This is a genomic window from Thermogemmata fonticola (assembly GCF_013694095.1).
GTDB lineage: Bacteria > Planctomycetota > Planctomycetia > Gemmatales > Gemmataceae > Thermogemmata > Thermogemmata fonticola.
The window spans coordinates 81,142-96,392 of the sequence record NZ_JACEFB010000013.1 but is presented as its reverse complement, the minus strand read 5'-3'; the positions used below and the strand labels follow the sequence as shown (position 1 = coordinate 96,392).

11 protein-coding genes and 1 tRNA gene are annotated in these 15,251 nt (G+C 59.0%); 6 read left to right on the top strand and 6 right to left on the bottom strand.

The window, feature by feature from the left end:
• Nucleotides 1-15: 15 nt before the first annotated feature.
• The 6 genes from H0921_RS14555 to H0921_RS14530 form a co-directional block, all read right to left on the bottom strand.
• Nucleotides 16-558, bottom strand: a complete 543-nt coding sequence (locus tag H0921_RS14555) for a DUF4240 domain-containing protein (protein WP_194539238.1) — start codon at nt 556-558, stop codon at nt 16-18.
• Between the two features lie 190 nt (nt 559-748).
• Complete coding sequence (locus tag H0921_RS14550) at nt 749-1,648, bottom strand: TatD family hydrolase (protein ID WP_194539237.1); 900 nt, start codon at nt 1,646-1,648, stop codon at nt 749-751.
• A gap of 253 nt (nt 1,649-1,901) precedes the next feature.
• The gene (locus H0921_RS14545) at nt 1,902-3,170 is read right to left on the bottom strand and encodes a hypothetical protein (protein WP_194539236.1); all 1,269 of its coding nucleotides are present in this window, start codon (nt 3,168-3,170) and stop codon (nt 1,902-1,904) included.
• Nucleotides 3,171-3,476: 306 nt separating this feature from the next.
• Entirely contained in the window at nt 3,477-5,102 is a 1,626-nt protein-coding gene (locus H0921_RS14540; protein ID WP_228499787.1) for a TolC family protein, read from the bottom strand.
• Nucleotides 5,103-5,330: 228 nt separating this feature from the next.
• Entirely contained in the window at nt 5,331-8,852 is a 3,522-nt protein-coding gene (locus H0921_RS14535) for an efflux RND transporter permease subunit (RefSeq protein WP_194539234.1), read from the bottom strand.
• 55 nt (nt 8,853-8,907) lie between these two features.
• Nucleotides 8,908-10,020: an efflux RND transporter periplasmic adaptor subunit gene (locus H0921_RS14530; protein ID WP_194539233.1), complete on the bottom strand. Its 1,113-nt coding sequence runs from the start codon at nt 10,018-10,020 to the stop codon at nt 8,908-8,910.
• 593 nt (nt 10,021-10,613) lie between these two features.
• On the opposite strand from H0921_RS14530, the gene H0921_RS14525 reads away from it, so the two are divergent.
• From H0921_RS14525 to H0921_RS14500, 6 genes are all read left to right on the top strand, one after another.
• Nucleotides 10,614-10,687: transfer RNA gene (locus tag H0921_RS14525), tRNA-Arg, on the top strand.
• Between the two features lie 318 nt (nt 10,688-11,005).
• Nucleotides 11,006-12,439 carry a site-specific DNA-methyltransferase gene (locus tag H0921_RS14520; RefSeq protein ID WP_228499785.1) on the top strand — a complete coding sequence of 478 codons (1,434 nt, stop codon included), beginning with the start codon at nt 11,006-11,008 and terminating at the stop codon, nt 12,437-12,439.
• Nucleotides 12,412-13,398 carry a type II restriction endonuclease gene (locus H0921_RS14515; protein ID WP_228499782.1) on the top strand — a complete coding sequence of 329 codons (987 nt, stop codon included), beginning with the start codon at nt 12,412-12,414 and terminating at the stop codon, nt 13,396-13,398. Before H0921_RS14520 ends, H0921_RS14515 begins: the two co-directional genes overlap by 28 nt.
• Before the next feature lie 98 nt (nt 13,399-13,496).
• Nucleotides 13,497-13,802 carry a hypothetical protein gene (locus H0921_RS14510; RefSeq protein WP_194539232.1) on the top strand — a complete coding sequence of 102 codons (306 nt, stop codon included), beginning with the start codon at nt 13,497-13,499 and terminating at the stop codon, nt 13,800-13,802.
• A 408-nt stretch (nt 13,803-14,210) separates the two neighbouring features.
• On the top strand, nt 14,211-14,378 hold the full coding sequence (locus tag H0921_RS14505) for a hypothetical protein (protein ID WP_194539231.1): 168 nt from the start codon (nt 14,211-14,213) through the stop codon (nt 14,376-14,378).
• A gap of 144 nt (nt 14,379-14,522) precedes the next feature.
• Complete coding sequence (locus H0921_RS14500) at nt 14,523-15,182, top strand: site-2 protease family protein (protein ID WP_194539230.1); 660 nt, start codon at nt 14,523-14,525, stop codon at nt 15,180-15,182.
• The last annotated feature ends 69 nt before the right edge of the window (nt 15,183-15,251 follow it).

Sequence of the window (15,251 nt, the reverse complement as noted above, 5' to 3'; positions counted from 1 at the left end):
GGCACCACGTTCCCCTCACGATTCCGGCTCTTCTGGGATCAAGTAGAGATGGCAAAGGCGGGGATAGCGCCGCCGCAATTCATTCTCATCCTCGAAGTCAAAATCCTCGCCTTCGGGTGGCGGCGGGGGCAGTTCCTCCTCGAGCCGGTCGAGGCGTTCGTAGAAATCGCTGCGACCGGTCTTTTCTTCGTAGACGCGCACCGCAGCCATATCCAAGCCGAAGCCATCGACCGGTTCGCCGTCGAGGATGTCGGCTAGGGAATCGGGGTTCTTCAGGGCCGCCTCGTAGGCATGCCGCCCGCGGCCCACCAGCCAGACGCGGAAATCGCGGAAACAATCGTCGGAGCAGCCGCCGTTGATCAGATGGGCGGCCCCCCACAGAGCGATCAGATTGGCGGCACGGACCGCATCGTCGAAGCGGGCTTGGAAGGCAAGCAATTCGTCCGGCTCCAGTTGCCGCAAACGCTCCTTCAATGCCTCGAAGTGATCCACCGGGTCCTCCCGGTACGCCTCTTCGAGAATCTTCCAAAAGTGCTTCCAGTCCATCGGTTCCAGCATAGCGATCCCCTCAGGAAGAACAGCACCCAGAAGGGGCCGAACGCTCCGTTTTCCCGCCGCCAGAAGGGGCCGAACGCTGCGTGTTTTCACCGCCGTGTCCGCGGGGATGTCGCGCAAGGGGTGCACTTTCGCCGGGCGGCAGGGCGTTGGGGGCAAGCACGGCCGGGCGGCGAGTTTGGCCCCACGCCGCTTAGGTCCGCACCGCCGCGGGCCGGGACGCTGGCAGCGGGCTGCCATTGGCGGGGGCAGGCGCCGCTGCGACCTCGGCAGCCGGGGTTTGTGCCCAGGCCGGCTCTTGCCAATTGTTCGCCTGCCGCCAGAAGGACAGCGGATTGTCATACACGATCCGGCGGATCACCTCCTCACTGTGGCCCCGCCGCTTCATCTCTTGAATGAACTCCGGCACCGCCAGCGGGTCGGATTTGCCCCAGTCCCCCGCCGAGTTCACCATGATCCGCTCCGTGCCGTAACGCTCGATGATGTCCGCCGCACGGGCGGGGGTGCACTTGGTCGTGGGATAGAGCGTCATGGCGCACCAGTACCCCCCCTCCAGGGCCAGCCGCACCGTGTGCTCCTCAACATGGTCGATGCAGACACGCTCCGGGCGAATCCGCCGGTCATTCTGCAACATGTCGATGATCATTCGCGTGCCTTTGTATTTGTCCTCCAGATGCGGCGTGTGGATGAGAATCAGCTCGTTGGTCCGCGCCGCCAAATCGAGGTGCTCCTGGAAGACGATGGCTTCGTTGCGCGTGTTCTTGTTTAGGCCAATCTCGCCGATGCCCAGCACGTTGGGGCGTGAGAGGAACTGCGGGATGAGAGCGATGACTTCGCGGGCCAGCGAAACATTTTCCGCTTCCTTGGCGTTGATGCACAGCCAGCAGTAATGCTGAATGTGGAACTGGGCGGCCCGCTTCGGCTCCACCTCCGTTAGATGGCGGAAGTAATCATGGAAACCGGCGGCACTGCCTCGATCGAAACCCGCCCAGAAGGCCGGCTCGCTGATCGCCACGCATTGGGCGTAGGCCATCCGTTGATAATCATCCGTGGTGCGGGAGATCATGTGAATGTGCGGATCGATGTAGCGCATGGTCGGACCTCCGGGAGTACGCTCAGCGGGACTACTGTTCAATCTACGCCGGAACATCCCTTCCCGGAAGCGGCCCCGTGGGAATTTTCTGCGCCGCTCGCGGAATCGCCACCGAAGAAGCCGCCTGTCGCGCATCCAGCCGAGGACCTGACCCACAGACCGGGTTGGCCATGCACCCCACTCCGACTGCGCCGACCCCAAGAGGCTAGATCGCCAAGCTATCCACACCGCCGACTGCGCCAACCCAGCCGCTTTAGGCTTCGAGACTGGCCACCTGCTGCCGCACAGCGCGCCGTGCCGCCGACACGGCCCGCCAGTAAACCGCCACGGTCAGCACGTAAGCCAAGGCGAAGGCGCTCGCTTCCCACAAGGGCAAATCCGGCCGGGCAGCCAATTGGGGTCGCCAGGTTTGCGCGTAGTAACTCTGGCCGAAGAGCACCCAGGCGATCCACAAGCCCGCGATCAGGACCAGCAACCCCGCCGCTCGTGCCGCCCGCCCCTGCCCCAGATGGGCCGACACTGTACTCACAGCGATGAGGGACCAGACCTCCGCCAGTCCGCCGAGAAGCAGGGCCGCGGTGAGAAGCAGCCGCGCTTCCTGTTCCAGAAAGAGTACGTAAGCTCCGCCCGCTGCCAGCAACGCCGACCCACCGAGCAGAGCGAACAGCCCGCTCAGGGCGAACATCCCTCTGGCTCCCACCTCCCCCGGTACCGCCCCGCAGGTCAATCGGCCAAAGCCGAGGAACAGACACCCCAACAGCACCGGCAGACCGTAGAGCAAAATGTCGAGTTGCTTCTGTTTGCTCATTTCGATCGCGCCCGGCACAGGATCGTTGATATAGCCGGGGATGGTGATCCAACCGGTGCCTTCCGGCAAGGCGTTGCCCGCCCGCACATAGGCCTGCTTCCCCAGCTCCACTAGCCCCGGTATAGTCAGCCAGAACAGGCCCACCAGCACGGCGGTCAGCCCGGCTTGGGTCTTGCGCCAGCGACCGTAACCGGGACGGTGCTTTTGACTGCGGACGGGCGCAGCGGCAGGAGGCGGCGGGGGAGCAATCCCCGCGCGCGGCGGATCGGCAAAGTCCGATGCTGTCAAACCGCTGCCAGCGCGTAGCGGAGCGGTTCCGGATTCTCGGCTGATACTCGCCCGGCTTGGCACTCCAGGAGCAGAAGCAAATGCGCCGCCCCCCACCGGCCCGCCGCCTGCCACCGGCCCGGGCGGCGCAGGAGCAACGGCCCCCCCCCAATCCCCAGGTTTAACCGATGACGACGGCGTGGTCTCACTCACAGACTCGCGGCTGGAAGGCAATCCGGCCCAAGGGGACCCCGCCTCCGCACCGCTCGGCAGAGGAGTCCCACTGGCCAGTCCGCCCCCCGTCGGCACATTCCCCGCCCCACCGCCGCCCGACAAGGGCACCTCCATCGGTGTCGCACAATACGGGCATTTCACCCGCTTCCCCGCGGACTCGTCCCGCGCGCGAAACTGCTTCCCGCACGACTCGCAAGTCATTACGATTGGCATGGCCCCCTCTCCACCCGTGGACTGATACACCGGTCCGCTTCCTGCACTATCCTAAACTTTCACCCGCCCGTTGAAAATGCCAGACCGCCCACCCCAGCGTCCACAATCGCTCCGCGCCCTCCCCGTTTGCCACGACCGGTTCCAGGGCACGCCGGCCCTCCCTCAAGATAATCCCCCTGCATGATGGAGAAAGCGTGATACCCAGCGGCAGGGCACGGCTGTCCTGCACACTCGCAAAGCGAAGTCCAATTACTCGGCAAGTTCAACCAGACAAGTTCATCGGCGGGGTCCGGCGAGGAGCCAAGGTCACGGCACAGGCGGCGGATTCGGAGGGAGAGGCGGAGCGGGACGCGGAGGAGGAAGCTGCTCCGCCGGCGGAACCGGCGGAGGCGGAACCGGAGCCACGGCTGGAGGGCACACCACCGCCGTTCCGCCACCCAGAGCCTGATAGAGGCCGGCCAAGGCGTTCAATTGCTGCAAGCGCGCCTCGATCAAACGGTTCCGCGCTTCCAGTAGATCACGCTGAGACGTCAGGACATCCAGATAATCGACTTGGCGTTTTTCGCGGGGAAGTTGCCAGAGGCGCGTGGCGGAGGCCACTGCCGCTTCCAAGGCCTGCAATTGCTTCTGGAGCACCTCGATACTCTGCGTGTAGTTCTGGAGCATAGACATGCGATTGACCACCTCGAGGGTGGCATCGATGATCACGCGCTGATAATCGTAGAGAGCTTGCAACTGCCGGGCGTTCGCGGTCCGATATTCCGCTCGGATCGCCGCCCAGTTGATCAGGGGCGAGGCCACCTCGGTCGCGGCATGGAGAACCAAGGCCTCCGGCTGGAACAGATACTTCGGATTGAAGGCCTGCGTTGCCACCGTGCCAAGGAGGTCCACCCGCGGGAAGAAGCGGGCACGAGCGGCCAGCACCTCCAGCCCGGCTGCCGCCAGTTCGCGCTCCGCCCGGCGAATGTCCGGGCGGTTCAGCAGCAATTGCGCCGGCACCCCCAAACTCACTGCCGGCATCTCCAGATCAAAGAACCGAGCCGAGTTCCGTGCTACCGGCTGCGGCATCCGTCCCAGCAGGGCATTGATGCGGTTCTCAACCTCCACAATCTCCTGCCGCACCACGACCAGCTCATTCTGGTTCTTGCGTACCTCTGCCTCGAACCGCCGCACCGGCAGATCGGAGTCCCGCCCCGCGTCGAAATTGGCCTGGGCGACTTTCAAACTCTCCTGCTGGTACTGGATGATCTGGTTCAAAATGGCTACTCGCTGGTCCAGCGCCATGAGCCGGAAATATTCCTGAGCAATCTCCGCCACCAAACGCGTGACGAAGTCCTGCCGCCGTTCGATGGCCGCATTGTAGCGAGCAATGGCGGCATCCCGCCGGTTGCGCAATTCCCGCCAGATATCCAAGGGCATGCCAAAGGTCAGGCCGAGCAACCAATCCCCCGGCGTCGCCGGAAAACGCCGACCCGGCTGGAACTCCAGCTCCTTCTCACTTGCTCCCGTCGGCGTAAAGCGGCTGTTCCGATCCCAGCCGATGCCCGCCCGCACCCCCACAAACGGCAGATACGCCCCGCGACTCGCTAACACATCCGCTTGGGCCACTTGGATCTCTTCTTCCAGAATCTTCAGCTCCCGATTGTTGGCCAAGGCCTCGCAAATCATGTTTGCCAGAAGCGGATCCTGGTAAAACTCATCCACCCGAAGACGAGCCGAACTGTCCGCCGTTGCCGAACCGCGAAATGTGCCATTGGTGGTCCCGTCCGGCACGCCGTCATAACTGCTCGGCAAGGTCAGTTCCGTGGCCGCGGGACGCAGCTTGGGAATCAAACATCCCGGCAACACGGTCAGCATTCCGCCACTGGCTGCCCCGACAACCGCTCGCATCGCCACCCGCCGGACCATACCCCATCGGACAGGGAATTTCATACGCATCATCCCACAGATGACGGACACCCACCTGCGCGGCGTTCTCTTTCCTTATCGGCAATTTCACGCAAAGCAGGCGAATCGATTTTTCCGATAAATCCGCTTCTATCGGAAAAGTCCGCCCCCGAAAAATGCCTGCTGCCTCCCGCAAACCAGGACCGCGCAGACGGGAAGGGTTCAAGGATCCCACGCTGGAGAAGGAGCCGCCGCGAGGGAAAAACAGGGAGATCAGGGGAGAGGGGGCGAAGAGGGACGCGAAGGAGGGTGGGGGGGCGGCTCTCCTTCGACTTCGTCCGCCAGGGGTAGCTCCGTCGGAGCGGCTGGAGGCGAAGAAGAGGCCGAAGCCAACGGAACAGAAGCGGCTAAGCCGAGAGGCGGCGCTCCGGCTCGATGAGCCGCTGGCGTGGTAAAATCCCCCTCCTGATACGGCGGGAGCGGCTGGCGCTCGAAAATCTCGCTGACCGGATCGTCGGACTCATCCCGGAGCAACTTGCGCCCATCGGCGATCTTGGCGAAGATGTAGTACAGGCCGGGAATGACGAGCACGCCAATCACCGTGCCCATGAGCATGCCGCCGACGCCCGTGGTGCCGATGGTCCGATTGCCAATGGCCCCCGCCCCGGTCGAAAAGACCAGGGGAATCAAACCGGCGATGAAAGCGAAGGAAGTCATTTGAATGGGGCGGAAGCGGACGCGCCCGCCTTCGACGGCGGCATCAAGTAGAGACAGTCCCTCCCGCCGACGCTGGACCGCAAACTCCACAATCAGAATCGCATTCTTGCCTAACAGGCCGACTAGCATCACCAAGCCGATCTGAGAGTAGACATCGTTGGCCAAACCGCGGACATAGAGTAACCCAAATGCACCCAGCACGCCAATGGGCAGGGACAAAATCACCGCCAGCGGCAAAAAGAAGCTTTCATATTGACCCACAAGCACCAAGTAAACAAACGTCACCACGATCAGGATAATGTACACATCCTCATTCCCCTTGCGGGATTCGTCATAAGCGATCCCTTCCCAACCGATGCCGTAACCTCGCGGGAGAACCTCAGCGGCCACCTCCCGAATCGCCTGAATGGCCTGGCCGCTGCTGTACCCCGGCGCCGGCGCCCCCTGAATCGCCGCCGAAGGATACAAATTGTACCGCGTGATCTCGTTGAGACCTTGCTTCTTGCGAATCTGCATAAACGACGAAAACGGCACCATCTCCCCGCGGTCGTTCTTGACAAACAAATTGTTCAAATCTTCAGGAAATCGTCGGAACTCTGGAGATGCCTGAACATAGACTTTATAAAACTGACCAAAAAGGATAAATCCTTGTTCGTATGTACTGCCAATCAGAATGTTCAAAGTATCAAGGGCCTTGGCAATGGTGACACCCTTTTGCATGGCCACGTCGTTATTGATGAGAATTTCATACTGCGGGTAGTCGGCCGTGTAAAAAGTGAAGAGGCTCTTGATTTCCGGCCGTTTGGCCAAGGCTGCCATAAAAGTATCGGTGACCTGCCCCAGGCGGGCATAATCCATGGTGTTGGTCATATCCAGTAGGCGCATGGCAAATCCGCCTGCTGCGCCGAAACCGGGTACCGCCGGCGGCTCAAAAAACTCGATCTTCACATCTGTCAGGCTCCGGCATTTCTCTTCCAGCTCTTCCATGACCTGTCGGGCTGTCTTACGGCGTTCGGACCACGGCTTGAGACTGATGATGCAGGTGCCGGCGTTGGAGCCGCGGCCTTCGGTCAAAACCTCGTATCCCGCCAGAGACGTCACCGAATCCACCTCCTCGATTTCCCGAGCGATGGCCTGCAATTCGTGCGCCTTGGCGTTGGTATATTCTAGGGTGGAACCCGGCGGCGTCTGAAGGATCCCGTAAATGGTGCCTTGATCCTCACCGGGAATAAAGCCGCTGGGCAGCAGACGATTGAGATACACCACCCCGCCGCTAAAGGCGGCAATCAGCGTGATGGTCAAGGGGCGCCAGGTGGTGATCTGCCGCAGGAGGGTCGCGTAGCCTGCCGTGGACGTCTCCACGAAGCGATCGAATTGGCGGCGGACCAACGGCAGCAGAATCAGCACAAATCCGATCGGCCCCCACAGATAGTAGGCCAAGCCGGCCACCGGCACTGACACCACGAGAACTCCCAGCCCGTAGAGCACCCACCGGCCCAGCGTCCGCCGCGGCTTGGCTGCATGATGCGAAGGCTCCGCCGAATGAGGCGAATGCTCCGCCGGACTATGAGCATGCGGCCGGAGTATCATCGCGCAGAGCACCGGCGTGAGCGTCAAGGCCACCAGACCCGACAGAATAATCGAAGTCGCCATGGTGATGCCAAACTGCCGGTAAAAGGTTCCCACCGGACCGGGAATGAACGTCACCGGCACAAACACCGAGGTCATCACCAGCGTGATCGCAATGACCGCCCCGGAAATCTCATGCAACACTTCCATCGTCGCCCGGTAGGGGGACAGCCCCTTACCCGCCATCTTGGCATGGACCGCTTCCACCACCACGATTGCATCGTCCACCACCACACCGATGGCCAGCACCATAGCAAAGAGCGTGATCAGGTTGATCGACAGCCCCAGGAGTTTGATGAAGAAAAAAGTGCCCACCAGGGACACCGGCACGGCCAGCGTCGGAATCAAGGTCGACCGCAGATCCCCCAAAAACAGGTACACCACCAGCGACACCAGCACGAAAGCCTCCAGCAGCGTGTGGAGCACCTGCTCGATCGAGGCGTCGAGAAATTTCGAGACGTCGTAAACGAACTGGTACTCCATCCCCGGCGGGAAGGACTCCTTCTTGATCTGTTCGAGTTCCGCCTTGACCCGCTGGATCACTTCGGAGGCATTGGAACCCGGCGCTTGCTTGAGCACGATCGCCGCCGCTGGGTGCCCATCCACGTCGGAATAGATATCGAAGAACTCGGAGCCTAACTCGACCGTGGCCACATCCCGCAACCGGAGGATCTCCCCCTTAGGATTGGCCCGTAAGATGATGTTCTCGTACTGCTGTGGCTGGTTATAACGCCCCACATATGTCAGAACGTATTCGCGGGATTGCGAGGTTTTGCCCGTGGCCTGACCCAAGCGGCCGGGAGAGCCAATCACGCTCTGTTCCGCCACCGCCTTCATGATGTCTTCGGTGGAAATGTTGTACGCCCGCATCCGATCCGGATTGAGCCAAATGCGCATGGCATAGGCCCGGTTCCCCAGATTCCGCGGCAAACCCATCCCTTGAATCCGCTTCAGTCGCGGCATGACATAGACGTTGGCAAAGTTGTACAGAAACTTCTGGTCCACATTCGGGTCCGTGCTGTAGATGTTGATCTGCATCAACATGCTCGGCACGACCTGGCTAACCAGAATCCCTTCCCGCACGACCAACGGCGGCAGGCGATTGAGCACGATATTGACGCGATTCTGCACATTCACCACGTTGATATCCGGGTCCGTTCCTGGCTCAAAGTAGATGCGGATCGTCGCCTCACCCGCACTCGTGGCGTCGGACACGATGTACCGCATCCCCTGCACGCCGTTGATGGATTGTTCCAGCGGAATCAGTACCGAATCGACCAGCACATTGGCGCTCGCCCCCGGATAGGCAATCGCGACCTCCACAGTCGGCGGCGTGATCGAAGGGAACTGCTCCACCGGAAGCGTGCGGATTCCCAGGAACCCCAAAAACAGGATGATGATGGAGACGACGATCGCCAGAGCAGGCCGATGGAGAATGCGTGCAAACATAGGCTCAACAGAAACTCATTGCCAATCGGTCGGGCGCCGGGCACAGCGGAAACGATCATTCAGCATGAAACTTCAGATGCTGGAGCACCTCCTGCGGCGGACGATACTCGTATTCAATCCTCTGGCCATCCTGCACTTGGCGAACACCTTCCAGCACGATCTTGTCTTGAACATTCAGACCTTTTTTGATCACAAAAATATCGTCTAATTCATGATCAATTATGATTTCCCGCTGATGGACAATATGATTCTCGTCCACAACAAACACATAGCGCTTTTCCAGAATCTCGAAGGTGGCCCGCTGGGGGATGACGAGCGCATCATGCAATCTCTGATGGAGTAACACATTCCCTGTCTGCCCATGCCGCAAGAGACGGTGCGGATTGGGAAAATCGGCGCGGAACACCACGTTGCCGGTTTCGTTGTTGAATTGTCCTCCGATGGCGGCAATGGTCCCTTTCTCCGGGAACTTGCTGCCATTGGCCAGGACCAGCTCGACCTGCTGCGAGCCGTAATACTTGGCTTGACCGTTCATGTATTCCAAATAGCGGGCTTCGGGAACGTTGAAATAGACCCACATCACGCTGGTGTCCGACAGCGTGGTCAGCAGGTCCTCTTTGCTGACCAAGTTGCCCTTCTGGCGATACTGGCGGTCCACGATGCCATCGAAGGGCGCCCGGATGACCGTAAACGAGAGTTCCGCTTCCGCTTGGGCCGCCTTCGCCTTGGCCTTCGCCAGCTTCGCCTCATACAAGGCCACTTCCTGGGCAGAAACGACCGGCGGCTTGTGCTCGTAGAGCCGCTTGGTGTTCTCGTACTCGATCTGGGCCAGCCGCACCTCGGCCAACTCCGCATCCAGGCGCGCCTTATAAAGCAACGGCAGAATTCGGAACAGCACATCCCCCTGCTTGACGAATTGCCCTTCCTGGAAGGGAATCTCCTCCAGATACCCTTCCTCCAAGGCCCGGATTTCGATGTGCTGCCGGGCGCGGATTTGACAGACATACTGCTGCGTCACCACGACATCCTTGAGGATCGGACTCGTGACCACGAGAGTGTGATGGGGATGTTCCGTGACATGTTCCTGCGAATGGCCATGTTCACACGCCGGCAGCATCAGAACGACCATCCCGCCGGCGAAGGTGAGCAACCGTATTGAACGCATCATCTCCTGCCGCTTTCTTCCCCTCGTCGTCTCCCTTCTCTCCCTCGGTGGGGCGCGAGGAAACACCCAGGTCTTATAGGTTTGCGAGAAGGGTGTTGTTTCCAGGGAGCCGCCCGCCATTTGCCACAGGCGCCCATTGTTGTCCCTCAGGTTTTGCAATTCATGTGCCAATCCACAAATTGGCTGTTTCCCTGGCAGAAAAGCCCGATGAATCGCCCCACCGCCCTTTGGGAACCGCCAAGTCCTGCATGATGGACGATCACTTTGGTTGCTCACCAGCCACCGAGGCAGCTTCTTGTTTCCCCTGCTTTTTTCCCCTGGCGAGATCCTTTACCTCTTCCCCCCAACCCCTCGAAACGCCCTCCTGCGGAGCCATCGTTCGCCAGTGGGAAGAAGACGAGGCCGGCTAGAGACAGGACAGAGACGACTGCATCGTCCGTCATCGTTGCGAAGGCGAAAAGGCATTCCAAGGACTTGCCCCGTGGCTCTTAGCCCCTTGTCAGAACTCGGCGGAAGGGTATAGTGTAATGTGCACCTGCGTGGGAATTGTCCCCGTAGCTCAGTTGGGAATTGTCCCCGCAGCTCCCCTGGGAATTGTCCCCGTAGCTCAACTGGATAGAGCGTCGGCCTCCGGAGCCGAAGGTTAGAGGTTCGAGTCCTCTCGGGGATACTAGTTCGACCTTTCCCCTTGGTCCGATTAACCCAGATTTCCTGAGATTCCCTTATTCTCTCTTGAGTAGTCCTTCTTTTTTCGTGAGGTCTCTTGTCTATCCCCCGTTTCTGCAGCCTCTTTGTTGTGCACGCGTGAGTACGCTTCATTTTGGCCAATGTAGCCGTCGTTTCCCGTCGCAGCGCGCATGGAGAAATCGTTACCACCGGTTGATCGACAAATCCTCTTACGCTGCCGTGATTGTGCGGACGAATCAAAGCCGATACCATAGGGAGGGTTCATGGTAATAGCTGTAACGGTAACACCAGGGAGTGCGAAATGACACCCCATTCGATTCAAGACTCCCATATCGTCGATACGCACGGATCCCTATGTTTCAACTCGATCCAACAACTCGATGAACAGCTCCTGCAACGGTATCGGGAGAAGTTTGTTGTCGATCCCTCGCTTTCTCGCCTATTGGTCAGTTTTCAAGCCAACAAGACTCGGCCTGTATATCGGTGGTACAAATACAAAGAAGCATTTTCTGCCTCTCTTGTGGAGTATCTCTTCCACAAATACGGAATCGCTAGTGGGAGAATTCTCGATCCTTTTGCGGGAAGCGGAACTGCTCTGTTTGCGGCTAGTGCGATGGGGATACACGCCGATGGCATCGAGTTGCTGCCGATCGGTCACGAAATCGTTACGGCGAAACGCGTACTCGACTCAGAGTTTACATCCGAAGATTTTGACAGACTCCGCCAATGGGCAGAGCTGCGAGTTTGGGAGCCGTCGACAACACGCTACCCTTTACCTGAGCTGCGGATCACCCAGCGAGCTTATCCCGAGACGACGAAAGAGGCGATCGAGAAATACCTGGGAGCCTGCCAACACGAGAATAAGAGAGTTCAGACCGTCTTGCGTTTTGCCTTACTCTGCGTCTTGGAATCCATCAGTTATACACGCAAAGATGGACAGTATCTGCGCTGGGATCATCGCTCCGGCCGCACTCAAGGCAAAAAGCGATTTGACAAGGGCCCCATTCCTAGCTTCGCCGAGGCCATCAGCGAGAAAATCCGCGAAATCTTGGCCGATACCTCGCCGCCTGCGCAAACAGGTTTATTCCCTGCAGAAAAAGTCCCCGGAGAAATCCATTTACACAATGGGTCTTGTCTTCATATATTACCCACATTGTCTGATAACAGGTACGATGCCATCATAACTTCTCCTCCATACTGCAATCGTTATGATTACACGCGTACATATGCACTGGAACTCGCATTATTGGGAACAGATGAACAGAAACTCGCAAGATTCCGCCAAGAGATGCTCAGTTGTACGGTCGAAAACCGCGCGAAAGACCTGCTCAGCATCAACCCCCGTTGGACTTCTGCCCTAGCTGCCGCGGACGAGCAGAGTTTACTCCAGGCAGTCCTAAAATACTTGGATGAGCAAAAAGCCTTGGGCACCCTAAACAACAATGGCATTCCCCGTATGGTCCGGGGCTATTTTTATGAGATGGCGTGTGTCATTTTCGAATGCGCACGTGTCCTGAAACCTCATGCTGTCCTATTTATGGTCAACGATAATGTACGTTACGCCGGCGCGGGCATTTCCGTAGACATGATACTCTCCAATATTGCCGAAAAATTAGGGTTCCATGTGGAAAACATCTTGGTATTGCCAAACGGTAAGGGCAATAGCAGCCAGCAGATGGGCGAGCATGGGCGGCAGGTATTACGAAAATGCATTTACGTCTGGAGAAAGCGATGACGCCCGCCCCGCCGTACCGAAATCATCTCCACTCCAGCGATGACCTCGTTACAACTTACGCCGCTACACGCGCTGGCTTTGTAGCGCAGGCACTGGAAAAGAATCGCCGCGCTGTACCTTACATTGCCGAAGCGAGAGCCTTGCAAGAAGCGGCATCCCAGGCTCAAACACCGGTGGACTTACTGCACATCCCAGGCATTGAAGCAGGTCTCCTTGCCGCGGCAGGGTTGTCCGAGAAAGCCCTCGTCCATCTACAAGAGGAGGATAAAAGGCAGGCCATCGAGAACCTCATCCAAAATTTCTTAGAACCAGCAGGTGAAAAATTTGTCGAGGAACTAGTCTTTCGGTTCTTGCTAACACGCGGCGATAAATTGGGCGGTTCTATGCGCAACATTGGTGGCATCCTCGCCCAGAGAAAACTGACCCGCGCCGTTCTCTCTACTCTCAGGATTGCCGGTATCCCCTACCGTTGGCAACACACCAAGACTAGACAATGGGTTGATATGACCGATGATGACTCAGAAATCGAGTTTTCTCTGCGAGGACTGAGTTGGAAAAACGCAGACAGCTCTCGCACTCTGATTTACAATTTGACTGTGCCTCTGGTTTACAATAGTAATGTCGATATATGCTTATTCAACCTCAATCCCGATGAACTGGTATCAACTCAATATACTTCGGCTACATCATATATTGCTCTTGGTGAACTCAAGGGCGGGATAGACCCCGCCGGTGCCGATGAACACTGGAAAACTGCACGTACAGCCCTTGACCGTATCCGTCAGGCGTTCGCAGATCATGCACATTCCCCGTATCTGTTTTTCATAGGTGCTGCAATTGAGAAACGCATGGCCACCGAGATTTGGGATCAACTCGAACGCGGAGTGCTTACCAATGCTGCAAACTTAAATGATGACCATCAAATCACGTCAATTTCTCGCTGGTTATGTAATCTGTAAATGAAATAGGTTGTCCCATGTTTCCAGAGGATGGGTTTACGGGTGGTGGAAGAGATCGTGCGGGTCCTTCAATAATCGGCCGCAGGGTGGAACTCACGATGGGCTTCCTCGACAAATACAATCCGAAGGCGACGCCGGAAAGTGCCAGGGCGTGGGCCATCGGCGGCGGCATCGTTTTTGGATTGATCGGCTTCTTCATATGGCTCCAAGCTTGGGCGCACGACGACATGCCGTTCGGTTTTGTGTTCTTCATCGTGCCGGGGATGATCGCGGGGGGTGCTCTCGCCGGTTGGACCATCGAATGGCAACTCCCGGCGGACGTGGAGTACGAGGAGTGGGCCGAAGCCGCGAAGGAGCCGAAGCCACCGGACCCTGAGCAATCGCCGCGCACTTCCGATCCGTAAAAGGCGTGCGAAACGGTCTGGTTCCTAGAAACGTCCTGCTCGTGGCAGAGCACCGAAGAGGAGAAACCTCGTAGATCATACACCGCCTCGGGCGCTGACATGGGCCAGCCACTCTGGACCGGGGCGGGAAAAAGCGGTTGAGCCGCCGGGATGGTCCAGGTAATGTAGAGGGAGGGATCAGGCGGTTGCCCATCGTTCTCAGTGGGATCAATCCCAATCCTGCTGATCCTGCTGACTCGATGACGGTCCGCTGCCGGGACGATGGGACTTATGACACGTCTGGAAAGGGGGAAGATCATGCGCAAGCGGAACGTAGCGGGAATAGCCGGTCTGATGCTGTCGATCCTGCCGTGGAGCGTTTTCGCGCACGCGGCCTGGTATCCCCCGGACTGAGGATCGGGGATTTGCATGTGGTACACATGCGTGCTGCTTTTGGCGCCGCCGCTTGGGTTTATCAGCTCGGCGGTGGGGCTGGCCATCGATCGGCTCAAGGGATTCGCTTTCGGCGGATTCGTCCTATCCAGTGCGGCGCTCATGGTGGTGGGCTTGTTACTGATCGGCGTGCGTCTCTTCTGACTGCGAGGTTCGCTCTGAAGGGGACCAGGCCACACGCGTCCTAGCCAGCTCTGGAGCAGCAGCGGCATTCGGGGGCTGGCAGGCGTGTGCGATCCCTGAGTACCTGCCCTGCGGCTGCCAAGGGCCATTCAACTTGGAGAAGCCATGGATCGCTTCGGCGCGTCCGACCGCCCTCTCTCGCCGCAGGAGCGGTGGATGGCCGGTCTTTTCCTCGGCGTTGTGCTCGGCCTTTTCATCCTCGAAATCTGGCACGACTACCAACCGGTGAAACTCAGCGCCTTGCTGATCATTTTGTTCTGGATTCCGCTGCTGGCTTTGCACGAGTGCGGCCACGCACTTGCGGCGGCCCTGCTCCGCTGGCGTGTCCAAAAGATCGTCATCGGCTTGGGCCGGCTTGTTGCCGCCTTTCGCATCCGCAACACCTCTGTGGAGATTCGCCTCCTGCCGATCGAAGGGTTCGTCCGATGTGCTCCGCAAGACTTGCGCCATCCGCGGCTGAAAAATATCGCCATCTACTTCGCGGGGCCGGGAGTCGAACTGCTGATCGCCCTGGGTGTGGTGTTGCTCGTCGGCTGGAATCGCCTGCTGACCCTTACGGAGGATTACGGCCTGATTGCCTGGCAGAGTCTCGCTCTCGCGGCTACGGCGGGAGCGGTGTTGAATCTCATCCCGCAGGCGGTGCGCACTCCCCACGGCCTGATCCCGAACGACGGCCTGGGCATCCTCCTGAGCTTGTTCCTGCCAAAGCAGTACTTCGCCTCGATGCTCAGCGAAAGTAGGGATGAAGGAAGATACAAACCTTAGACGCCCCCCGATTCGGCCCCCAGGCGAAAGACCCTCCACGAAATGCTGATGACTGCCGGCCTTGTCTTG

Coding starts and splice junctions, on each gene's coding strand:
- H0921_RS14555 (WP_194539238.1), bottom strand. CDS start 558: ATGCTGGAACCGATGGACTGGAAGCACTTTTGGAAGATTCTCGAAGAG.
- H0921_RS14550 (WP_194539237.1), bottom strand. CDS start 1,648: ATGCGCTACATCGATCCGCACATTCACATGATCTCCCGCACCACGGAT.
- H0921_RS14545 (WP_194539236.1), bottom strand. CDS start 3,170: ATGCCAATCGTAATGACTTGCGAGTCGTGCGGGAAGCAGTTTCGCGCG.
- H0921_RS14540 (WP_228499787.1), bottom strand. CDS start 5,102: ATGAAATTCCCTGTCCGATGGGGTATGGTCCGGCGGGTGGCGATGCGA.
- H0921_RS14535 (WP_194539234.1), bottom strand. CDS start 8,852: ATGTTTGCACGCATTCTCCATCGGCCTGCTCTGGCGATCGTCGTCTCC.
- H0921_RS14530 (WP_194539233.1), bottom strand. CDS start 10,020: ATGATGCGTTCAATACGGTTGCTCACCTTCGCCGGCGGGATGGTCGTT.
- H0921_RS14520 (WP_228499785.1), top strand. CDS start 11,006: ATGACACCCCATTCGATTCAAGACTCCCATATCGTCGATACGCACGGA.
- H0921_RS14515 (WP_228499782.1), top strand. CDS start 12,412: ATGCATTTACGTCTGGAGAAAGCGATGACGCCCGCCCCGCCGTACCGA.
- H0921_RS14510 (WP_194539232.1), top strand. CDS start 13,497: ATGGGCTTCCTCGACAAATACAATCCGAAGGCGACGCCGGAAAGTGCC.
- H0921_RS14505 (WP_194539231.1), top strand. CDS start 14,211: ATGTGGTACACATGCGTGCTGCTTTTGGCGCCGCCGCTTGGGTTTATC.
- H0921_RS14500 (WP_194539230.1), top strand. CDS start 14,523: ATGGATCGCTTCGGCGCGTCCGACCGCCCTCTCTCGCCGCAGGAGCGG.